Origin of the sequence: Uliginosibacterium sp. TH139 (assembly GCF_002855595.1) — a bacterium.
GTDB classification, from domain to species: domain Bacteria; phylum Pseudomonadota; class Gammaproteobacteria; order Burkholderiales; family Rhodocyclaceae; genus Uliginosibacterium; species Uliginosibacterium aquaticum.
Window position 1 is genome coordinate 15,669 of the sequence record NZ_PKRR01000003.1, and the last position, 19,922, is coordinate 35,590.

Here is a 19,922-nt window from a genome sequence, read left to right on the forward strand (position 1 = left end):
ACCCCGGGCCATGCCCGGGGTCTTGAACTGCATGCAACAGGAAGGAATTACAGCGCCTTCACGTTGCTCGTGCTGACCACGCAGGACTTGGTGCCCCACTTCTGGCCCTGGCTCGGGCTCTCCTTGCCGAGGCTCTTGGGCAGGCCGGTGAATTCTTCACAGATCACCGGAGTGCTCTTGGTGCCGCTGAGCTTGTAGCCCTCAACCGTCAGGTTAGTGATGGTGGCCGTGTCATACACGCCAGAAACCGTCTTGCTGTTGGCATCCAGATAGCTGGAGTTCACGCCGACAACGGTCAGCAGCGCGCCCTTGGTGGTGACGTTATTCACCACGATGGTACGCGGGCCGATGTTGGTGGTGCAGTTGCCGCAGGTACGGGCCAGCTTGCCAGCAGAAGCGCTCAGGTTGCCCTTGGCGATGATGGCGGTGAAGTTGTCCTTCACGGTCAGCGAGGTGTTCTTGTTGTTCACCTGGAAGAACTTGTCCGGCTTGCCACCGAGGCTGGCCGTGCTGGAGTTGGTGTTGGTGGCCGAGCCGCCGGAAACCACCAGCTTGGCGTTGTCAGCGATGACCGAAGCGGCGTCTTCGCAGACTTCTTTCCAGGTCACATTGATCAGGTTGCAGGTGCCGCCCGCGCAATGGATGCCATCAGAGCCGCCCTTTGCGGAGATCGTCACGTTCTTGACGGTGGCGTTCTTGAGGATCAACACCGGCGACTGCTTGTCGCTATCACCATCGCACGAAAGGCCGATTTCCGCGCCGCCGCAATCAACCGTTGCGTCGCTGATGGTGCTGCCTGCGGTGCAGCTGCCTGCTGCCTGAGCGCCTGCACTAAATGCCATTGCTGCGGAAAGAACCAAAAACAACCGGCTGAACTTGTTCATAAACAACTCCTTTTTTGTTTTTTATTGATTTAACAATAAAAAAATATGGCTACGTCTCCGAAATACATCCTATATACAACCAGCCAGCGACCTCGCTCGAGGATCGTTGTCTGTAAAAAATTGTGTCCTATCCGGAGATGACAAATCACTCCACTCACACCACGACGAATGCCACTGATCGTGTCGGACACAAGCTTTACGCTCAACCACAGCCGGCGAGGCAATAAAACTATAAAAGCCGGAACGGCGACACTTAGGTAAACCCCAACACACTTCCATAGGAGAGCAAACAATTCCTTTAAAATCAAAAAGCTAAATTAGTTCGAAAACGTACAATTTATTTGTTTTGACAAATACTTAGTGATATCCGAGAAATTTGTCACACACCACCAAAGTAGTAGCCATCCAGACCTTCGTTTTTGCGCGTCGGAGCAATCATCCGCATGCACAAGACGGAATCGAAGGGCGCGCAGAAGACAGAATTTTTTGTTTTTATAAACATCAATAATAAAAACAAGGATTTATCAAAATTGCTGCGAGACAGCAAAAAGCCCACGATTTCCGTGGGCTTTTTTTGGAACAAAACTTCCTGCGGATTTATCTGGCGCGATAAGGCGTGAATAAACTGCTGCCGCTCCAAACCGGCGTCGGTGCCGTGAAACGGGCCGGCGCAGCCGTGTAACTGGCAGCCTGATCCGGATCGGCGCCGGGCTTGAGTGCAGCCAGCGCCGGGTAGGGATAGAGCGGGCGGGCCCTGGTTTTGGCCGGCGCCGGTGATACCTCCACCGCCGGCGACAGTGCGCCGGGCTGGCCGAAGCTACTGCGCGGGCGACTGGCGGCCTGCTTGGCCAGGACGGCCTGCGGCACCTGCCCCTGCTCTACCCAGGCCAGCATCGGGGTGAGGAAATCAACCAGACTCGGGCCTTCTCCGTCAGCACAGTGATAGACACCGGGCAACAGATAGAGGCGCTCGAACGCTGCGACCTCCTGTTTGCCCATGAACTGCTCGAGGGCCTCGTGATAGGCGAGGGTATTGAGGGGCGAGATATGCGGATCGGCCCAGCCATGCCACAGGATCAGTTTGCCGCCCGCAGCGGCGAAGGCGCGCAGATCGGGGTTGGTCGCGTCGTAAAGCGGATGCAGGAGCATGAGCTGCTCCAGCATGGCCTGATCGAAATGGACGTCGGCCAGGGAAAAGCTTTCCGGCGGATTGCGCTCGAAGCTCAGGTTGCGCAGCGCATCCAGCGCGATCTGCCCGCTGAAGATCGGCTGCCCCGCTGCACGCGGCACGAATACGCCGGCCCAGGCGAGTTCAGAACCATATTGCGGGCCACCGATGATCAGCCGCTCGCCGCTGCGCGGATCGCGCGGGCCGGCGTAGAGCTTGCGCACCGCATCAACTTCGGCAGCGCTCAGGCAATCGTTGCGGGGCGATGTGGCTCCGACAGGGCACTGCAGGCTGGCCGGATCAAAATGGCACAGGCGCGGATCGCTGAGCAGGCCGTCCTGCAGCCCGTCGAGTACATCGCACTGCGCGAGCACGGCCTGATGCAACAAGGGCAGGCGCGCCGCCTGCAAGATGGCCTGGCCATCCGCTCCGGTGTTCGCACGGGCTTGCCAGGCATGGTAGAGGCCGTTCTGGACCTGGAAATTCATGGCCGCCGCGCCCGCAATGATGCCGTCGAAATCCTCCGGGTAGCGCTGGGCTTCCATCAAGGCTTCGCGCCCGCCATCCGAGCAGCCGGTGAAATAGGCATAGGCCTCGGCACGGCCGTAATAGGCGCGGATGAGTTTCTTTGCGGCCACGGCAGTCAGATGCACGGCGCGATGGGCAAAATCGATGCGCAAGGCTTCGTCGCGGCCGAACTCGCCGCCCATGCCCTGATGCCCCATGTCGGTGGAGGCGATGACGAAGCCCCCCGCCTTGAGCGGCACACAGCCCTCGGCGGCTCCGACCTCTTCGGGGATGCGGCCACACAGGCCGCCACAACCGATCTGCAGGTAGCGCTGAGTCCAGCCCTCAACGGGCAGGCTGACCCGGAACCCGATGGCGGGTGCGAGGCGGCCTTCCAGCACGCACATCGCCACACCCTCCTTCACGCTTTCACGGGCGCTGAGCACCTGACTGCCCTCGCCACCGATATCGCTCAGCGCGGTTGCCAATAACCCGGAGCAGGACTGGACAGGTTTCACCACCTCCGGCGTAGCGGCCTGCACACCGGGACACAACAGAAGACTGGCCGTCAATGCCAGCAGGACTCTCAGGGCATCTCGTTTGAACATAGGATTTCCTTTTTGATTGCACAGACCTGATTCTGGCTGCGCGCGCAGCGGCATCAAGTGGCTACAAGGTAAGTTCTCGTACAGGAATATCTGCGCAGGTAAAGGCACCCGCCCGCGCATGGGCTCATGCGGCATAGCCTCCCGGCAGGGATACGCTGGCCCGCAGGCCTTGCCCTTGCGGCAGGTTTTCCAGCTCCAGGTGGCCACCATAGAGCTGCACCAGATCCTGCACGATGGCGAGCCCAAGGCCGGAACCCGGCGTGTTCTCGTCGAGGCGCACACCGCGCTGGCGAACCAGCTGGAGCTGTGAGGCGGCAATGCCCGGCCCGTCATCTTCGATGTGCACGCACAAGCCGCCCGGCTGCGCCTCCAGCCACACCTGCACACTGGAAGTGGCCCACTTGAAGGCGTTTTCCAGCAAATTTCCGAGGATCTCCTGCAGATCCTGTTCTTCACCGGCAAACAGCAGCGCTTGTCCCGGCGCTTTGATGTGCGTCGTCAGCGGCTTATCGGCAAACACCCGCGCCATCACCCGCAGCAGGCCGGCCACCGCGGCATTCACCTCAGTATGCCGACCGGGCAGGCGGTGTGCGGCTGCGGCGCGTGCACGCAGCAGATGCCAATCCACATGGCGACGCACCTGGGCCAGCTGCTCTTTCACCAGCGCCACCGGAAGGGCGGCATCGTGCGCACGCGCCTGCTCGGCCTCGTTCTCCAGCACGGCCAGCGGAGTCTTGAGGGCATGGGCCAGGTTGCCGGCCTGGGTGCGTGCCCGCTCCACGACGCTGGCATTGGCCAGCAATACCTGATTGAAGTCATCCACCAGCGGCTGCACTTCCTGCGGAAAGGCACCGGCAAGCTGCGCGCTGCGCCCGTCGCGCACGGCCTTGAGCGCCTGCTGCAGATCACGCAGCGGACGCAGGCCGACACTGACCTGGGCCCAGGCAGCCAGCGCCAGCAGCCCCAGCAGGAGCAGCAAGGCCAGCGCCAGAGCGCGGCCGAAACGATGCGTGGCTTCGAGATTGAAACGCAGATCGCCCGCCACCGTGAGGCGGAAGCTGCGCCCGGGCGCATCCGCCGAGCTCACGACTCTTTGCAGCACCAGCAAAGACTCCTGAGCTGGCCCGCGCAGCTCGCTGACCTGCAAGGCGCCGGGATTCGTCGCCCCGGCGCCGCTCAGCGCCAGGTTCTGATCCCACAGGGAGCGCGAGCGCAGCAGCCCGAGGGTGATTGGTTTGCCGGCCGCGAGTTCGTCGATCTGCCAGTAGAGACCGGAGTAAGGCTTCTGCAGACGCGGATCGAGCATGGCTGCGTCATCCACCGTGAGCTGGCCATCCGGCCCGAACTCGAGCTCGACGATCAACTGATCGAGCTGGCGCTCCAGTGCGGCCTGGAACTGGTTGACCACGTGATCCTTGAACAGGGTCGTCAGCGCAACCCCGGTGAGCAACAGGGCCAGGGTGAGTCCGCCCAGGGTGCCCCACAGCAGGCGCACCCGCAAGGAGCGCGGCGCCCGGGTGGGCGGTTGGGCGTGCTCAGCTGACTTGCTCATGGCTCGCGATGCGGTAGCCGAGGCCACGCACGGTCTGGATCACGCCGGGTTCAAGTTTCTTGCGCAGGCGGCCGACAAAGACTTCGATGGTGTTTGAATCGCGATCGAAGTCCTGCGCGTAGATATGCTCGGTGAGTTCGGCCCGCGAAACGATCACGCCCTGTCGATGCATCAGGTATTCGAGCAGCTTGTACTCATGGCTGGTCAGCGCGACCGGCGCGCCCCCGAAACTGACTGTGGCATTGCGGGTATCCAGGCTCAACGCGCCGCTGCGCAGGATTGCCGAGGCCAGGCCGGCGCTGCGCCGGATCAGGGCGCGCAGGCGTGCCACGAGCTCCGGCCCGTGAAAGGGCTTGGCGAGGTAATCATCGGCGCCGGCATCAATGCCGATGACCTTTTCGTGCCAGTTGCCACGCGCAGTGAGCACGAGCACCGGCAGGCTCAGACCGGCCTCGCGCCAGCGCTTGAGCACGCTGAGCCCGTCCAGCAAGGGCAGGCCCAGATCCAGCACCACCGCATCAAAGGCCTCGGTGCTGCCGCGATAGTGGGCGTCCTGCCCGTCGCTGCTGGCCTCGGCCACATAGCCCGCCTCCTCGACGAGGCTCACGAGCTGCTGTTGCAGCCGGGGTTCATCTTCCGCAATCAGGATCCGCATTGCGCTCTCCGCTCAGTCTTTCCAGCCCTTGTTCTTCATGCGCAGGATTTCGCCGGAAGCCGCATTCATCTCGAGCTTGAGGATCTGGCCGTCCGGCCGCAGCGCCTTGATCTCGTAGATCAGCCCGCTACTGTCCTTCTCCGGATGCAACTTGGCCTCCAGCACCTGGCAGTCGCAGGCCTTGTGCAAACGCTCCTGCACGGCGGCAAAAGATATCGCCTGACCAGACTGCAGAGCCGCGCGCGCGCGATCCTGCTCGAACTTGTCGCCCGCACGGGCCCCGGCCGGCCAGCCAAGGGCCAGTGCAGCAGCGAGAAGAATGGGCCGGACACACCTGGTTTTCATGCGGAACCACTTCCTGACATCAATTGCAGCGGCGCTGCGGAGAATGCGCTGCGCAGTGTGGCAAGCCCTTTCTGAACGCCAGATGAACAAGGCCGCGCACTTCGAAGCACCGGCCCACGGGCGTTCAGCCGCCGTTCACCCAAGCCTGTTCAGACTGCATTCCATCGCTCCTCCTCGCTACATCAAACGAGCGACACCTTCATCGTTTTAATCACAAAGGAATGAAAATGAAATCCCTCTTTCTCGCCACCGCCCTTGCCCTTGCCTGCACGGCCGCCTCGGCTCAGTACCTCGGCCCGAATGGTGCCCCTGCGACAGTCAAACAACTGCTTGATCAGGCTTACGACCATGACCACGTCGTTCTGCAGGGGCATATCACCGGCCGTATCGCCTATGACGATCTTTATCAATTCACCGATGGCAGCGCCACGGTACTGGTGAAGATCGATCACAAGCGCTGGCCGCTCGGTCTGAAGATCGACGACAAGACCCGCGTCGAGATCGCTGGCAAATACGACCGCGAGATCCTCGGCTACTCCAAGATCAAGGTGCTTTCGATCCGGGCGGTGAATTGAAACGCCGGCCGCAGAGCCATGACGCCAGCCGTGATGGCCTCATGGCTCAATACACATCGCGCCGGATGCGCCCAGCGGCCCTCAGCTGCTCCAGGCCTTCGTCTCCCAGGATCTCGCGCATAGCCTGCTCCACGCCCTGCGCCATGCCTTGCGCACTGCCGCAGATGAGGATCTGGGCGCCGGCGGTGATCCACTGCCGGAAAGCCTGGGCTTCTTCCAGCAGGGCGTGCTGAACATAGGCGCGGATCGGATCATCGTGCGAAAAAGTCAGATCGAGACGACTCAGCACGCGGCTGCGGCGCCAGGCCTCGAGCTCGCTGTGGCAGGGCCGGTCATGGCGCTCCGAGCGCTCACCAAAGATCAGCCAGGCACTACGCTCGGGCGCCGGCTGCCCCGAATCGGCAATGGCCCGGGCGCGCGCCTGCAGGTGACTGCGCAAACCGGCGAGGCCGCTGCCGGCGCCGATCAGGATCAGCGGCGTATCCGCGCCACACTCCAGATTGAAGCCGGGGTTGCGGCGGATCCGCAGCGACACCCGATCATTGGCCCAGGCCGTTTCGTTGAGCCAGCCGGAGGCTAAGCCGGGCAGCCCATCGGCGCGACTCACGCTGCGCACGATGAGCTCCAGATGACCGTCCTCCGGCAGGTTGGCAATCGAATAGCTGCGCGGCCGGCCATCGCCCCCGGGGGGAATCAGATCAATCAGGTCACCCGCCTGCCAGTGCGGCGGCAGGCCCGCCTGCGGTTGCAATTCAAGCTTGAACAAGGGCGCACCGGGGCTGCCGCTGTTGAGGCAACGACGGCGGATGAAGCGCCATTCGGTATAGCCGGCATCCAGCGGCGGCGTGAGCAGCGGGGTGTGCACGCCGAGCCCCTGCAAGGCCTGTTGCCAGTGCTTGAGGCTGAGCGCATCGAGGCGATCCGCATCAATGCGCGGAAAGTAGGCGCTGGCGCCGGATTGCTGCAGCCACTGATCGAGCTGGCGGCCAAAGGCGCAGAACTGCGGATAGCTGCGATCACCCAGCGCCAGCACGCCATAGCTCAGGCCGCGCAAGGCCGCGCAGGGGCCCGCCGCCAGCCGGGTCCGCGCAAAGCTGATGGCATGGTCGGGCGGATTGCCCTCGCCATAGGTACTGACCACGAACAGCACATGCCGGGCGGCGCTTACCTCTTCCAGCCAGGGCTGATCGATACGCCGCTGGATCACCGCCACGCCCTCCTTTTCAAGCGCCCGCGCCGCCTGGCGGGCGAGCGCTTCGGCCTGCCCGGTCTGGCTGGCATGAATGATCCACACCGGCTTTCCCCGCGCCGCCGCCGGCGCTGCAGCGGGCTGTGGCCCAGGTGCCGGCAAGCCGGCCAGTGCGGCCTTGCGATACATGCGCCAGCACATCAGCGCATAGGCCAGGATCAAGCCCACAGCGGCCTGCAGACGCCAGATTTCCGGGGAAAGGTTGTCCATCATTTTGTCATTTCCGGATCAGATCATTTTCAGACAAGCAAAGCCTCGAATGCCGGGCTCGCTGCCTCATGCCACTCGCCACGCTCATCCCGCCACTGCAGCAAGGCCCGCAGGCCCTGAGCTGCGGCCCGCTGCAAGCCGGCCTGCGGGCCCAGTACCATCAGCGCGGTAGCCCAGGCGTCCGCCTGCATGCATTCCTCATGGATCACCGTCACCGAGGCGAGACCATGCGTCACCGGCTCACCGCTGCGCGGATCGAGGGTGTGCTGGATCAGGCGTTCATCCAGCAGATAGCAGCGCCGGTAGTTACCGGAGGTCGCCACCGCCAGCCCATGCAAGGCCACCCGCGTAGCGGGCAAGGGGCAATCCTGCGCCGGGGACTCCAGCGCCACCCACCAGGGCTGGCCATCGGGCTTGATGCCACTGCCGCGCAGCTCGCCTCCGACTTCGACCAGATGATGGTCGAGCCCCCGACCTGTCAGGAAGGCCGCCACCGCGTCCACCGCAAAGCCCTTGGCGATGGCTGCCAGGTTCAGCGCAATACCGCCCGGCTGGCGCAGGCGACCGGCGTCGTCCAGCTCCAGGGCCTGCCAGCGCCTGCCCGGCAGCAGCGGCGCAGCGGGCGGCGCGAAGCCGGCCTCGCTGAAGCGCTGCGCAGCGCCAAAGCCCCAGGCATCGATGACCGAGCCCAGCGCGGGGTCGAAAGCGCCTTCGCTGAGATGCGCCACTTTCAATGCGGTACGCATGACCTGCGCAAACGCCGCCGGCAGATCCATCCAGCAACCCGGTGGCAGCGTGGCAAAGCGGCGCAGCGGCGAGCTGGCGCGAAAGTGACTCATCTGCGCTTCGAGCCCTTCCAGCAGGGCCGCGATATCGGCCTGCAGCTGGCGGGGCGAGAGGCAATCGCGCACCACCACGCGCACGCTCCAGGTGGTGCCCATGCAGTTGCCGGCAAGTTTATAAACGTCCCCCTCAGGCAGGCCTGCGGGCTGATCGATGCGGGCCGGAATCAGGGCACGGAAGGCAGGTGCATTCATGGCCGCACGCTCAGGGTTTGCTCGTCAGGCGCACCAGCCCGAGCTCGCTCGTCCCTGTAGCCTCGGCCTTGGCGGCGCTGCGCGGCGGCCATTGCAGCGGCAGGCGCAACAGCTCGCGGCTGCCGTGCTCGCGCGCCACTTCCACCACCACCTCATACTCGCCGGCAGCGAGTTTCTTCACCGCCTCGCTCGCACCGAGGTTGATTACATGCTCACCGGCCGGGCGCGTTGCCCCCGATACACCATCAATCGGGAAGCTCGCCTGGCTGCCGCTGGCCTTCCACCAGCTGCGCAGATCCGGCAGCCATTTGGTGGCGCCCACGTTGTTGGGTTTCTTCATGTCATACCAGACCGCGATATTGCCGGCGAAGTCATGACTGGCGGCCTTCTCAAGCCACACCGCAACATACGGACGGCGCACCTTTGCGCCCTGGATAACCGGCAGGGTGATATCGAGCTGGGCCTCCACGGCCTGGGCCGGTAAGCTCAGGCCCAGGCCGAGGAGGGAGAGTGCGGAAGTGAGGAGACGAGTTTTCATGTTGCTTCCTTTCAAAATGGGTCAGGGCTTCTAGTGCACGAAGAGCAGCATCAACAACAGGGGAATCACCAGCCCCAGGCCGGTCAGCGGCCACACCTTCCAGCGCGAGCGGGCATGTACCTGCAGGATCAGCAGGCCGGTGATGCTGAAGATCACGCAGGCCACGCCGAACACGGTGATGAAGCGGCCCCACACGCGGCCGGCGTTCTTGCCCTTGTGCAGATCGTTGAAGTAGGCCACCCAACCGCGATCGCTGGCTTCGTACTGGATGGCGCCGCTGTGGCGATCCACGCTCAGCCAGGCCTCCACACCGGGGCTCTTCAGGTCGATGAAGACTTCATCCGCTGACCATTCGCTGGCCTTCGGATAGATCGCCAGTTGCCAGTTTTCACTCAGCCAGCGCTTGAGTGCGGCGGGCGTTGGGTCTCCGGCGGCGCCCGGTTGCGCGTTGAGCTCCGCGAGTAGCGCAGGCGGCAGCACGGCAGCATGCCGGGTGACTTTGGCGCTGGCGCTTTCGAACACATCGGCGTTGTTGAGCGTGATGCCACTGGCGGCAAAGAACAGCATGCCGATCAGGCTCACCGCCGAGCTGATCCAGTGCCATTGCATCAACACTTTCAGCCATGCCGCACGGCGGCTTGCGGCCTTGATTTCGCTGCTCGCGGTCAGCGCTTGCTGATCCAGAAATTCGCTGCGTGCGTTCATGCTCAGGCTCCTGTCATGCTTTGGAAAGGCTCACAGTGCGGCGTTGAGCAGGCGATGGCGTCGCCACCAGGTCAGCAGGCCGGTGAGCAGCAAGCCCAGCAGCGGCAGCGTCGACATGAAGGTGAACAGCCCGGAGAAAGCGCCGGCCCAGGTGCCTTCGTGGAGCATGCGCACCCAGCCCGGCCCGCCGCTACGCAGCAGCTCGCCAGCACTGGTCACGAGATAGAGGGCGGCGCGCGGCTCATCCTGCACGGTCAGCATCACGGCTCCGCCGCGGAAGGTGCGCACTTGCGCGAGCTTGGAGAGATCCACCTGCTGACTCGCGATCTCGATCACCTTCACCAGCGGCAAGGGGCGGCCCGCTTCGTAATACGGCAGGGAGGCGGTACCCAGATGGAAAGCCATCATCAGGCCGGTCACCGGCGTGAGCGCGGCCAACGGCCAGGCTAGCCAGCCCAGCCCTGCATGCCAGCCACTGAGGGTGTTGCGCAGGCGACGCCAGCCGAGCAGGAAGCCCGAGAGGAAGAGAATCACCGTGACGCTGGTGGTCAGCGTCACCAGCCAGCCTGCGCCCACCAGCAGATTGGTGTGCAGATTGCGCGCCAGGCCGAAGAGATCGAAACCAGCCGCGCCCACCCGTGCGCCGCTTTGCGCATCGAACTCACCCATGGCGCCGGTGCCGCGCGCGCTCAGCACGAAGCGCGTGCCATCGCTGGAGAGACTCATCACGCCGGCCTTGTGGCCCGGATCGGCCTGCTCGAGTGCGCGGCTCAGGCTGGCCACATCCACCGGCGGCCGCGCCCCGGACTCCACCACCGGCTTGAAAGCCAGCACCAGGCCGGAGAGGATGATCAGCAGCAGCACGGGTGCGGTCAGCAGGGCCAGCCAGCGGTGAGCTTGGGTGAGAAAGGGAATCAGGGAGCGCATGTCGAAGCATCCGGGGTTTGGGAATGCCTGCATTGAACGACCGGCGTGTGAACCGGATATGGGCTTTTCGCGGGGTTTTGTAAATGGCGTGTAAATGCCTGTAACTGCATGTTCCGTATGCAAAAAAGCCGCACGCCCAAACACGCTTCCGGGCTATGCTGAAAAACACGAATTTCATCCAGACCGACATGAGCAAGAAAATCCTGGTGGTCGACGACGACCCGGAACTCACCGAACTTCTACGCAGCTATCTGGGCAACAACGGCTTCCAGGTCGAGACGGCCCATGATGGCAAAGCCATGCACGCCATGCTTCCGGCATTCTCGCCCGACCTGCTGATCCTCGATCTGATGCTGCCCGGCGAAGATGGCCTGAGCCTGTGCCGCAACCTGCGCGCCGGCTCGCGCCTGCCGATCCTGATGCTCACCGCGCGCGGCGACGACATGGATCGCATCATCGGCCTCGAAATGGGCGCGGACGACTACCTGCCCAAGCCCTTCAATCCGCGTGAGCTGCTCGCCCGCATCCGCAGCATCATGCGCCGCGCCGAGGAGCACGGCCCGGCGGAACGCCCGGCCCGCACCCTGCATTTTGCTGGCTGGACGCTGGATCTCTCGGCCCACAATCTGCTCGACAAGGATGGCATTGTCATTGCCCTGTCGACCGGCGAATTCCGCCTCCTGCACATGCTGGCCGAAACGCCCAACTGCGTGTTCTCGCGCGATCAGCTCACCGATGCCATCGCCGGACGCGATGCCGGCCCCTTTGATCGCACTATCGACGTGATGATCTCGCGCCTGCGCCGCCGCCTGAACGACGATGCGCGCGATCCACAGCTGATCAAAACGGTACGCAGCGAAGGCTACATGCTCGCCACAAAGGTGGAGGCGCGCGCATGAAGTGGCTGCCGCGCACCCTCTTCGGCCAGATCGCGCTGGCGCTCTTCGTGGTGCTGGTCGTGGTGCAGCTGCTCGGGCTGTGGCTGCTGCTGGATGACCGCGGCCGCCTCAACTACAAGCTGCTCGCCGAGTATTCCGCCCAGCGCATGGCCGGCATCGCCACCGTGCTGGATCTGGCCGAGCCGGCCGAACGCCCCCTGCTGGTGAAGGCGCTCAGCGTGCAGCCCACCATGCTCACGCTGAGCCTGCCATGGGCCACCGAAAATATCGATGGCTCGATCGATGCGCAGAACTTTGCCAGCGAGGCCCGGCGCCAGCTGGCGGCAGGCCTGCAGGTGCAGATGCTGGCGCTGGAGCGCGTCGACCCGCTGCTGCTAAGCCTGCATCCGCCGCCGCTCGCCCACCGCGACAAGCGGGACCATGATGACGATGACAAGGATGAGAGCAAGTCCGCCCGCGGCAAATTCTTTGCACGCACCTACGTCGCGCAGATCCGGCTGCATGACGGCGTCGTAGTCACATTCCATCACCTGCTGCCAATGCCCTCCGGCGATCTACCTTATCGCCTGATCGCGCTTCTGGTGCTGCTCGGGGGCGCCACCACCGGCCTTTCGATCTGGGCCGTGCGCCGCCTCACCCGCCCGTTGGCCCGCTTCACACAAGCCGCCTCGGGCCTGGCCAAGAACCTCAACCAGGCGCCCATGCCGGAAGTCGGCCCGCAGGATGTGCGCCAGGCCGTGCAGGCCTTCAACACCATGCAGCGCGACGTCCGGCGACTCGTCGATACGCGCGCCCAAGCCCTGTCCGCCGTGTCGCACGACCTGCGCCTGCCGATCACGCGGATGCGCCTGCGCCTGGAAGGCGAGGTCGCGCCCGAGCTGCGCGAGAAGATGCAGCGCGATCTGGGTGAAATGGACGCCATGATCGGCCACACTCTGGACTTCCTGCGCGCCGGCTCCGACACCGAAGCTCTGGTAGCAGTGAATCTCGATGCCCTGCTCGACAGCGTGATCGAGGACATGGAAGAGCTGGGGGCCCGCATCACGCGCGAGGGCCGCTGCAGCCAGCCGCTCAAGGCCCGCCCACACGACCTGCGCCGCTGCATCGCCAACCTGCTCGACAACGCACGCTTCTACGGCGGTGACGGCATCCGGGTCAGCGTGGAGGACACCGGCACGGAGGTGCGCATCCGCATCACCGATCAGGGCCCAGGGATTCCCGAGAGCGAGCTGGAGAAAGTCTTCGAGCCCTACTTCCGTCTCGAGTCCTCGCGTGCCCGGCATACCGGCGGCACCGGCCTGGGCCTGCCGATCGCCAAGGCCATTGCCGAGGCCCACGGCGGCAGCCTGAGCCTCGAGTCAAAGCCCGGCGAGGGCGTCACGGCCTGCATCCGCCTGCCCCGGCGCGCGGCCTGATTCGGTATGCTGGCGGCCGGGCGGAAGCAGCGCCCGGCATTTCAGGAACCACCATGACCGCAACAGACTCGCGCCGCGAACCGGACACCGGCACCCGCGCCGCCGCCATTTACGCGCTGGTCGCCCATCGCCTCGCCGCTTTCTACGATCACCAGTACTGGATCACCCAGGCTCAGGCCGCTGCGCTGTGCAGCGACTGGCTCGCGCGTGCACAGCAGAGTCTGCCGCTGTCCGAGCGCAAGCTGCTGGCAGATCTGAGCGATCAGATCGCCAGCCAGATCCGGGACAGCCTGTCGCGCGAGGCCGGGCTATACACCGCCCATGAGCTGATGGAATCGCTCGATCCGCGCCACGTCTCCGAACTCGGCGCCTCCATCATGGATGAGTGCGTGCGCCTGCTGAAAGATTCACAGCGCTGAAGCAGCGTCCTTGAACCAGCTGATCTTCCCCTGGCCGGATTCGCCGAGCGCGGCAACAAAGCCCTCGGCCTGCGCTTCGGGCAAGCGGATCAGGAACTCCACCAGCGCGCCATGGCGCACCTCGCCCAGCTGCGCGCCACCCGCTTCGATCGCGCGCCGCACCAGGCCTTCCAGCGCATAGGGCGCCACACAGCGCAGGGTGCGCAAGCGGATGATGGGCGTCTTCTGCGCGCCGCGCAGAGCCTGCGCCACGCTATCGGTATAGGCCCGCACTAGGCCACCCGCGCCCAGCATGATGCCGCCGTAATAGCGCACGGTGGTCGCCAGCACGCCTTCCAGATCCTGATGCCGCAGCACATCGAGCATCGGCCGCCCGGCCGTGCCGCTGGGCTCACCATCATCCACCGCAGCGGACTGCCCGCCTGCCATCAACGCCCAGCAGACATGCGAAGCGCCCGGATGCTCGGCCCACAAGGCCGCCACGATCTTCTGCGCCGCCGCACGATCAGCCACCGGCTGCACGCAGCCGATGAAACGGCTCTTCTTGATCAGGAGTTCGCTATGAACCGGGGCGGCAATGCTGAAAGGCATGAATGGGCGACACGAAAGCAGGCGGAGGGATTCTACGCCGCGCCTTCAGCGCGCTGCAGGGCACGCCCGAGGGCGCCAGAACAAAAACCCACGGTCGCGGACCGTGGGTTTTTCTCGGTTACCGGGCGGAGCACCGCCCGGAGCCGGCAGATCACTCGCGCTCGAAAGCCCCCAGATCCGGGGCGCTGCCCAGATAAGGCAGGCCTGCGTTGCTGCCGGCATTGATCAGCTTGCTGCCGGCAACCAGGCGGAACAGGGTGGTGTAGACCAGCGAACCATCCGGGTTGCGGCTGCGGCTGGCGAGGTTGGTGTCCACGCTCAGGAAGTCCGCACTGCTCACTGCAATACCGTTCCAGGTATTGGTCTTTGAAGTCGCGTTGGCGATGCTGTCAGCAGCCTTGCCGGAGAGCGACACGTTGTTGGTGAAGACATTCTGCTCACCCGCCGTCAGCGCACCGCCAAAGCCGTAGTTGATGCCGTTCTGGAAGGAGGTGTTGTTGATGACCGTGACGCCGCCAACATTGTTGTTCTGGTCGAAACCCTTGTTGGGATGGCCAAAGGAAACCGAGTTGATGATCCGGTTGCGCTGCAGCTTGTAGTTGCCACCCAGCTTGAAGCCGTTGCCGTTCCCCGCAAAGTTGCCATAGCCCCACACATCCACGCCATTGCGGAAGGTCCAGCTATTCTCGATGGTCACCGTTTCGGCACTGTCAAAGGTGTCCCAGCCATCATCCGAGTTCTCCCAGGCACGGCAGCCGTAGAAGAAATTGCCCGCCCCCTGGGTCTGCTTGGAGGCAAAGCCATCGGCCATGCTGCCGTTCTTCTTCGGGTCGTAGTTACGGTAGGCATCCGAGTTGATCACGGTGGTGTGATGGCCGCCCTTGTTGATTTCGAGACCACTGTTCCGGTTGTTGTGGAAGGCGACGTTCTCGAAGGTGTTGTAGCCACCGGTCACATAGACGCCCTGGTAGCCGGCCCGGGTGATCTCGATGCCCTTGAAGTACCAGTAGCTGCCGGTCAGGTAGAAACCGTAGGAGTCCTGGACATAGGTGTTTTCCGGGAAGGAAAAGTCGATCACGGCCTTGCCGCAGTTGGCCGCCACCATGTAGATGCGAGCGCTGGCGCTGCCAGACTTCGCCAGGGTGAGGGTATTTTTAGCCCCTGCGGTATAGGGCACGCTGTAGGTGCCGGGTTGCAGCAGGATCATCTGCCCGGCACTGACCGCCGACAGTGCGGCCGTGAAGCTCATCGGCGCCGAGAAGCTGGTGCCGGCGCCGGTGCTGGCGGCCGTCGGCGTGACGTAATAGACCTTGGAGGCCACCAGATTGCTGGTCTCGGTGCCACAGCCAGTCACATAGGGATTGCTGCTGGCGCTGCTGGAGACTGCGGCACTGCTGGACAGCGCAGCGCTCGAAGCCGCGCTCGAGGCCACACTGGCTGCCACGCTGGAACGGGCCGCACTGGAGGCGGCGACCGATGACGCTGCCGCAGAAGATGATGAAGCGGAGGAGGACGAAGCAGCCGTCACCACCGGCCCCACCGAGCACCAGGCCGAGGCGGTGTAGGCGCTGCCGCCGGTAAACAGCGACTGGGCACAGGTGAAATTGCCCGTCAGCGTGGCGTACACAAAGCTGCCGGACTTGCCCAGTGCCACTGTGTGGCTGCCGCTCATGCTGCAACTGCTGCCAACCTGGGCACACTTCGTGTAGCCGCTGGGATAGTCCGCCGCAGCGTGTGCATTGGCCCCCAGCATCAGGGCGGCTGCGCCGATCAGAAATTTGCCGAACATTCTGTCTCCTCGTCTTTTTTATGTCTGCCGCCGGGGCTGCAGGGCTATGACTATCGTCGTAGGCAAATTTGCTACGAATCGGTAACAAAGGCGGAATCTAGTCGCCCCGGGGAAGGCCTGTCAAGGCAACCCGAAGGCGTGCCGGGTGAGGCCGAAGAGGAAGGATCAGGCTTGCAGGCGGGCTAGCAGTTCGGGGCTGAGGCCGTGATAACCGGCCCCGTCCGGGCCGGCAGCGGCCGGACGCGAGGCCGCAGTACGGATGGCGCGGGCCGCGGCCGACACATTGTCGATCACCGCGAAAGGCAGGCGCCGGGCCAGCGCCTCCCCCATGCCGGCCAGCGCGGCGCCACCGATGATGACGGACTCGGCACCGGCTCACGCTCGAAAGAAATGTGTTCGAGCAGGTGCTTCATGTGTTTCTTCATGAGGCCGGCCGCCTCAGAAGCTGTTCACGGTCTTTTCAGCAGCAAGGAAAGAATGCCATAAGCACTAACGGGAGACTGGTATTGAGCTGACGCGCCGCGTTTCTCCAGAGTCGGCGAAACTGCTCAAGCCACGCACACGAGCGCTCCACGATCCAGTGCTGAGGCATAACCGCAAAGGTGTGCAATTGATTGCGCTTCACCACCTCGACGGCCACCCCCAATTTCTCCTATACGGCGCTGGCAAACGGAGCCCCACTGTAACTACCCTCGACCAGCACGCTGCGAACCTTATCCAACCAGGGAGCGCAGCGCTCCTGCCCGATCCGTGAGCTCCGCCGTTTCTTGAAGCTTTGCGCATCAATAATCAAGAAGCTCGTCTTTGCGTTGCGACCCCGTCTGGTAGGGGCCGCGCCAACCTGATTTTTTAAAGCGCGCTCCAAAGCGCTCACCCCATCAGGACCGGGCTCACCCCACTTGGAAAAGTACGAATGCACGATACGCCACTTTGGGGATTCGCTCGGGAGCATCCGCCACAGAACACCTCGTACAGATCGACCTCTCGCGGCTTCGTCCGTTTGCGCCCCCTCCAGAATCGGCTTTATCTGCTTAAACGCCTCTTTGCTGATGTCGATCAGGTATCTTTTCCTCAACCATCCGGTCTACGAGTTTCAAAAAAAAGTGAACAGCCTCCAAGGGGAGAACCCTAAAAAGGCTTATAGCGCTTAAGTTTCACGCTGTTTGCGACGCTAACAGGCAGAGAGGTCTACTTTTGGCCCACGCCCCCGAACCGTCGCCCAGGAATACATCATGAAACTCTCCAGCAGACTGGTACTGATCATCGGCAGTGCCCTCATCGGGTTGCTCCTGATCGCAGGCATCGCCTTGCAGATCATCCGCAGCACCATGGCTACAGAGCGCGAGAACCAGACACGCACCCTGCTCAACCTGTCGGTTGGGATCCTCAAGCACTTTCATGAGATGGAAACCAGCGGCAAGCTTTCGCGCGAGGAAGCACAGGCCCGCGCCAGCCAGGCCCTGCAGGGTCTCAAGCACGAAAATGACTATGTGTTCGCGCGTACAGACGAGAATGTGCTCGTGGCACACGTCAAAACAGACCGGATCGGCAAGGTGGATCTCGGCTCCAAGGTTCCTGATGGCCGCACCACGGTAGAGGTCTACCGTGATGCGCTCACCAAGGCAGACCCCGCTTTCGTCACTATCTACACCACCCGCCCGGGCAGCGACAGCAAGGCTGCACAGCTACCCAAGCTGAATGGCGTCACACGCTTCGCACCGTGGAGCTGGACAGTGGGCACCGGCTTCTTCATGGACGATATTGATGCGGCCTTCCGGCGCTACGCCCTGCTGCTGCTGGTGGCGGGCCTGGTCATCATTGCGGTCAGTGCCAGCCTGGCCGTCGTGATGGCGCGCAACATTTACCGCCAACTTGGTGGCGAACCGGACATGGCTACCGCCGCGGCCAACCAGATCGCGACCGGCCACCTTGGGCAACATCTGCCAGACAGCCATGAGGGCAGCCTGCTCAATGCGCTCAAAAGCATGCAGACCAATCTGCAAAGCATGATCGCCAGCATCAAGCACAGCGCCCAGTCGCTGAACTCGGCGGCCAATGACATCGCTTCACGCATGGATGTGATCCGTGAGTCCTCCGGTCACTCTTCTGAAGCGACCTCCGCCACCGCCGCCGCCATCGAGGAAATGACCGTCAGCGTGGGGCAGATAGCAGACAGCGCTCACGAAACCGAACGCAGCTCCGGCCGCTCGGCCGAGCTGGCGGCGAGCGGTAGCCAGCGTGTAGCGGCCGCCGCCGAAGCGATCCATGCAGTGTCAGGGACCGTGGCCGACGCCTCGGACAAGATCGTTGGTCTGGCGGATCGCACGCGGCAGATCGACGGCATCGCCAACACTATCAAGGAAATCGCCGAGCAGACCAATCTGCTGGCCCTCAATGCCGCCATCGAAGCCGCCCGCGCCGGTGAGCAGGGGCGCGGCTTTGCCGTAGTGGCCGATGAGGTGCGCAAACTGGCCGAGCGCACCACCAAGGCCACAGCCGAAATCACCCAGACTATCGCGGCGGTGCAGGCTGACACTGACTCTGTGGTGCACAGCATGAACACCGTGCGCCCTCTGGTCGAGAAGGGCGTGACGCTTGCAACTGAAGCAGCCGAGGCACTCGACGGCATCAACCGCGAAACCGGCGAGACCTTGGCCAAGATCCACGATGTGGCGCACGCGACTTCGGAGCAAACCGCAGCCAGCAACAGCATTGCCACCAATGTGGAGCGCATCGCCCGCATGGTGGAGGACTCGGACTCCGCCGTCCGCAGCGCCAGCGATACAGCCCGCCAGCTAGCCGCGCTCGCCACCGAGCTGAACACGGCGGCAGCGCGCTTCAGCACCTGAACCCCGGCGGAGGCCATGCGAGGCATGGCTGAAGAAAGGATCTGGTCACATGGCCGGCTGAGGCCGGCCTTCTCCATTTCTCCGCCCCCGTCCTGGAGGCCAGGGCTGGGGAGGTCCGGTCTTCAGCGCACGAGCGCCTTGACCTGCTCGGTCCAGGCCGTGGTCGGCCGGCCGATCAGCCGGCTCAGCTGCTTGCCCGCATCGAACAGGCCATTGCGCGAGGCGCCGGTATCCGATTCGGCAAGCAATTGGGCCAGCCCCTCGGGCAAACCAAAGCCGGTCAGTGCAGCCTTGAAATCCGCCTCGGACTGATTCAGATACACCACCGGCTTGTCCGACTGCCGCGCCAGCTCGGCCGCCAGCTGGCCCAGGGTATAAGCCTCATCCCCCGCCAGTTCATAGATACGGCCGGCCTGATGCTCACGCGTCAGCACTTCCGCTGCCGCCTCTGCATAGTCGACACGCGCGGCGGAAGCAATGCGGCCCTCACCGGCGCAGCCCAGCAGCACCCCATGCTCGATCGCCGCCGGCGCGCTGGCGAGATAGTTCTCGGTGTACCAACCATTGCGCAGGAACGCATAAGGCAGGCCGGAATGGCGGATCAGGGCTTCGGTTTCCTTGTGCTCGGAGGCCAATGGCAGCGGCGACACATCCGCGTGCAGGATGCTGGTATAGGCCAGCAACTGGATGCCGGCCTGTTTGGCGGCTTCGATCACGGCGCGGTGCTGCGGCACACGCTGACCGATCTCATTGCCGGAAATCAGCAGCAGTCGCTCCACGCCGCTCAGCGCCGGCAGCAAGCTTTCCGGGCGGGTGTAATCAGCCTGGCGTACCACCACGCCGCGCGCAGCGAAATCCGCCACCTTGGCCGGATCACGCACAAGCGCGACGATCTGGCCGGCCGGCAGCTTGCCCAGCAGGGATTCGATGACGAGGCGGCCAAGCTGGCCGGAGGCTCCGGTAATGGCAATCATGATCTTTACTTCCTTTTGTTGAGGGG

The 19,922-nt window shown here is 63.8% G+C and carries 19 protein-coding genes and 1 pseudogene; 5 read left to right on the plus strand and 15 right to left on the minus strand.

The window, feature by feature from the left end; genetic code table 11:
- Nucleotides 1-47 precede the first annotated feature (47 nt).
- The 5 genes from C0V76_RS07110 to C0V76_RS07130 all read right to left on the minus strand — a co-directional run bounded on the left by C0V76_RS07110 (nt 48) and on the right by C0V76_RS07130 (nt 5,719).
- Nucleotides 48-842 (minus strand): pectate lyase, encoded by a 795-nt coding sequence (locus tag C0V76_RS07110; protein ID WP_158239167.1) that lies wholly within the window; start codon nt 840-842, stop codon nt 48-50.
- A 639-nt stretch (nt 843-1,481) separates the two neighbouring features.
- Entirely contained in the window at nt 1,482-3,167 is a 1,686-nt protein-coding gene (locus C0V76_RS07115) for a tannase/feruloyl esterase family alpha/beta hydrolase (protein ID WP_101941710.1), read from the minus strand.
- A gap of 124 nt (nt 3,168-3,291) precedes the next feature.
- A complete protein-coding gene (locus tag C0V76_RS07120) occupies nt 3,292-4,719 on the minus strand; it encodes a sensor histidine kinase (RefSeq protein ID WP_101941711.1) in 1,428 nt (475 codons plus the stop codon).
- Nucleotides 4,703-5,374 (minus strand): response regulator transcription factor, encoded by a 672-nt coding sequence (locus C0V76_RS07125; RefSeq protein WP_101941712.1) that lies wholly within the window; start codon nt 5,372-5,374, stop codon nt 4,703-4,705. Before C0V76_RS07125 ends, C0V76_RS07120 begins: the two co-directional genes overlap by 17 nt.
- 12 nt (nt 5,375-5,386) lie before the next feature.
- Nucleotides 5,387-5,719 (minus strand): PepSY domain-containing protein, encoded by a 333-nt coding sequence (locus tag C0V76_RS07130; protein ID WP_101941713.1) that lies wholly within the window; start codon nt 5,717-5,719, stop codon nt 5,387-5,389.
- A gap of 227 nt (nt 5,720-5,946) precedes the next feature.
- On the opposite strand from C0V76_RS07130, the gene C0V76_RS07135 reads away from it, so the two are divergent.
- Complete coding sequence (locus tag C0V76_RS07135) at nt 5,947-6,294, plus strand: NirD/YgiW/YdeI family stress tolerance protein (protein WP_158239168.1); 348 nt, start codon at nt 5,947-5,949, stop codon at nt 6,292-6,294.
- Nucleotides 6,295-6,340: 46 nt separating this feature from the next.
- Here C0V76_RS07135 and C0V76_RS07140 read toward each other — a convergent pair whose 3' ends face one another.
- Genes C0V76_RS07140 through C0V76_RS07160 form a run of 5 tightly spaced genes read right to left on the minus strand, consistent with a single transcriptional unit; the run spans nt 6,341 to nt 10,960 of the window.
- Nucleotides 6,341-7,756 (minus strand): sulfite reductase subunit alpha, encoded by a 1,416-nt coding sequence (locus C0V76_RS07140; protein ID WP_101941715.1) that lies wholly within the window; start codon nt 7,754-7,756, stop codon nt 6,341-6,343.
- Nucleotides 7,757-7,782: 26 nt separating this feature from the next.
- Nucleotides 7,783-8,790: an FAD:protein FMN transferase gene (locus C0V76_RS07145; RefSeq protein WP_101941716.1), complete on the minus strand. Its 1,008-nt coding sequence runs from the start codon at nt 8,788-8,790 to the stop codon at nt 7,783-7,785.
- A gap of 10 nt (nt 8,791-8,800) precedes the next feature.
- Complete coding sequence (locus C0V76_RS07150; protein WP_101941717.1) at nt 8,801-9,328, minus strand: DUF2271 domain-containing protein; 528 nt, start codon at nt 9,326-9,328, stop codon at nt 8,801-8,803.
- A gap of 30 nt (nt 9,329-9,358) precedes the next feature.
- Nucleotides 9,359-10,033 (minus strand): PepSY-associated TM helix domain-containing protein, encoded by a 675-nt coding sequence (locus C0V76_RS07155; protein ID WP_101941718.1) that lies wholly within the window; start codon nt 10,031-10,033, stop codon nt 9,359-9,361.
- Nucleotides 10,034-10,063: 30 nt separating this feature from the next.
- Complete coding sequence (locus tag C0V76_RS07160) at nt 10,064-10,960, minus strand: PepSY-associated TM helix domain-containing protein (RefSeq protein ID WP_158239169.1); 897 nt, start codon at nt 10,958-10,960, stop codon at nt 10,064-10,066.
- Between the two features lie 188 nt (nt 10,961-11,148).
- On the opposite strand from C0V76_RS07160, the gene C0V76_RS07165 reads away from it, so the two are divergent.
- From C0V76_RS07165 to C0V76_RS07175, 3 genes are read left to right on the plus strand one after another with little or no spacing between them, the layout of a single operon-like run.
- Nucleotides 11,149-11,859: a response regulator gene (locus C0V76_RS07165; protein WP_101942218.1), complete on the plus strand. Its 711-nt coding sequence runs from the start codon at nt 11,149-11,151 to the stop codon at nt 11,857-11,859.
- Nucleotides 11,856-13,274 (plus strand): cell wall metabolism sensor histidine kinase WalK, encoded by a 1,419-nt coding sequence (locus C0V76_RS07170; RefSeq protein ID WP_101941720.1) that lies wholly within the window; start codon nt 11,856-11,858, stop codon nt 13,272-13,274. The genes C0V76_RS07165 and C0V76_RS07170 overlap by 4 nt, the downstream gene beginning before the upstream one ends.
- Nucleotides 13,275-13,327: 53 nt before the next feature.
- Nucleotides 13,328-13,693 carry a hypothetical protein gene (locus tag C0V76_RS07175; RefSeq protein ID WP_101941721.1) on the plus strand — a complete coding sequence of 122 codons (366 nt, stop codon included), beginning with the start codon at nt 13,328-13,330 and terminating at the stop codon, nt 13,691-13,693.
- Here C0V76_RS07175 and C0V76_RS07180 read toward each other — a convergent pair.
- From C0V76_RS07180 to C0V76_RS07190, 4 genes and pseudogenes are all read right to left on the minus strand, one after another.
- Entirely contained in the window at nt 13,682-14,284 is a 603-nt protein-coding gene (locus C0V76_RS07180; RefSeq protein WP_101941722.1) for a YigZ family protein, read from the minus strand. The genes C0V76_RS07175 and C0V76_RS07180 overlap by 12 nt on opposite strands.
- 151 nt (nt 14,285-14,435) lie before the next feature.
- Nucleotides 14,436-16,073 carry a right-handed parallel beta-helix repeat-containing protein gene (locus C0V76_RS07185; RefSeq protein ID WP_254048208.1) on the minus strand — a complete coding sequence of 546 codons (1,638 nt, stop codon included), beginning with the start codon at nt 16,071-16,073 and terminating at the stop codon, nt 14,436-14,438.
- Nucleotides 16,074-16,238: 165 nt separating this feature from the next.
- Nucleotides 16,239-16,403 (minus strand): hypothetical protein, encoded by a 165-nt coding sequence (locus C0V76_RS19880; RefSeq protein WP_158239170.1) that lies wholly within the window; start codon nt 16,401-16,403, stop codon nt 16,239-16,241.
- Nucleotides 16,404-16,533: 130 nt separating this feature from the next.
- Nucleotides 16,534-17,148, minus strand: a pseudogene (locus C0V76_RS07190) (IS5/IS1182 family transposase).
- A 157-nt stretch (nt 17,149-17,305) separates the two neighbouring features.
- Here C0V76_RS07190 and C0V76_RS07195 point away from each other — a divergent pair.
- Nucleotides 17,306-18,922 (plus strand): methyl-accepting chemotaxis protein, encoded by a 1,617-nt coding sequence (locus C0V76_RS07195; protein WP_101941723.1) that lies wholly within the window; start codon nt 17,306-17,308, stop codon nt 18,920-18,922.
- Between the two features lie 122 nt (nt 18,923-19,044).
- Here the strand turns inward: C0V76_RS07195 and C0V76_RS07200 are convergent, their stop codons facing one another.
- Complete coding sequence (locus C0V76_RS07200; RefSeq protein WP_101941724.1) at nt 19,045-19,896, minus strand: SDR family oxidoreductase; 852 nt, start codon at nt 19,894-19,896, stop codon at nt 19,045-19,047.
- Nucleotides 19,897-19,922: the final 26 nt, after the last annotated feature.

What these genes read in the sequence shown, in the direction of transcription:
- C0V76_RS07110 (WP_158239167.1), bottom strand. Translation starts at nt 842, where the DNA reads ATGGCATTTAGTGCAGGCGCTCAGGCAGCAGGCAGCTGCACCGCAGGC.
- C0V76_RS07115 (WP_101941710.1), bottom strand. Translation starts at nt 3,167, where the DNA reads ATGTTCAAACGAGATGCCCTGAGAGTCCTGCTGGCATTGACGGCCAGT.
- C0V76_RS07120 (WP_101941711.1), bottom strand. Translation starts at nt 4,719, where the DNA reads ATGAGCAAGTCAGCTGAGCACGCCCAACCGCCCACCCGGGCGCCGCGC.
- C0V76_RS07125 (WP_101941712.1), bottom strand. Translation starts at nt 5,374, where the DNA reads ATGCGGATCCTGATTGCGGAAGATGAACCCCGGCTGCAACAGCAGCTC.
- C0V76_RS07130 (WP_101941713.1), bottom strand. Translation starts at nt 5,719, where the DNA reads ATGAAAACCAGGTGTGTCCGGCCCATTCTTCTCGCTGCTGCACTGGCC.
- C0V76_RS07135 (WP_158239168.1), top strand. Translation starts at nt 5,947, where the DNA reads ATGAAATCCCTCTTTCTCGCCACCGCCCTTGCCCTTGCCTGCACGGCC.
- C0V76_RS07140 (WP_101941715.1), bottom strand. Translation starts at nt 7,756, where the DNA reads ATGATGGACAACCTTTCCCCGGAAATCTGGCGTCTGCAGGCCGCTGTG.
- C0V76_RS07145 (WP_101941716.1), bottom strand. Translation starts at nt 8,790, where the DNA reads ATGAATGCACCTGCCTTCCGTGCCCTGATTCCGGCCCGCATCGATCAG.
- C0V76_RS07150 (WP_101941717.1), bottom strand. Translation starts at nt 9,328, where the DNA reads ATGAAAACTCGTCTCCTCACTTCCGCACTCTCCCTCCTCGGCCTGGGC.
- C0V76_RS07155 (WP_101941718.1), bottom strand. Translation starts at nt 10,033, where the DNA reads ATGAACGCACGCAGCGAATTTCTGGATCAGCAAGCGCTGACCGCGAGC.
- C0V76_RS07160 (WP_158239169.1), bottom strand. Translation starts at nt 10,960, where the DNA reads ATGCGCTCCCTGATTCCCTTTCTCACCCAAGCTCACCGCTGGCTGGCC.
- C0V76_RS07165 (WP_101942218.1), top strand. Translation starts at nt 11,149, where the DNA reads ATGAGCAAGAAAATCCTGGTGGTCGACGACGACCCGGAACTCACCGAA.
- C0V76_RS07170 (WP_101941720.1), top strand. Translation starts at nt 11,856, where the DNA reads ATGAAGTGGCTGCCGCGCACCCTCTTCGGCCAGATCGCGCTGGCGCTC.
- C0V76_RS07175 (WP_101941721.1), top strand. Translation starts at nt 13,328, where the DNA reads ATGACCGCAACAGACTCGCGCCGCGAACCGGACACCGGCACCCGCGCC.
- C0V76_RS07180 (WP_101941722.1), bottom strand. Translation starts at nt 14,284, where the DNA reads ATGCCTTTCAGCATTGCCGCCCCGGTTCATAGCGAACTCCTGATCAAG.
- C0V76_RS07185 (WP_254048208.1), bottom strand. Translation starts at nt 16,073, where the DNA reads ATGTTCGGCAAATTTCTGATCGGCGCAGCCGCCCTGATGCTGGGGGCC.
- C0V76_RS19880 (WP_158239170.1), bottom strand. Translation starts at nt 16,403, where the DNA reads ATGGGGGAGGCGCTGGCCCGGCGCCTGCCTTTCGCGGTGATCGACAAT.
- C0V76_RS07195 (WP_101941723.1), top strand. Translation starts at nt 17,306, where the DNA reads ATGAAACTCTCCAGCAGACTGGTACTGATCATCGGCAGTGCCCTCATC.
- C0V76_RS07200 (WP_101941724.1), bottom strand. Translation starts at nt 19,896, where the DNA reads ATGATTGCCATTACCGGAGCCTCCGGCCAGCTTGGCCGCCTCGTCATC.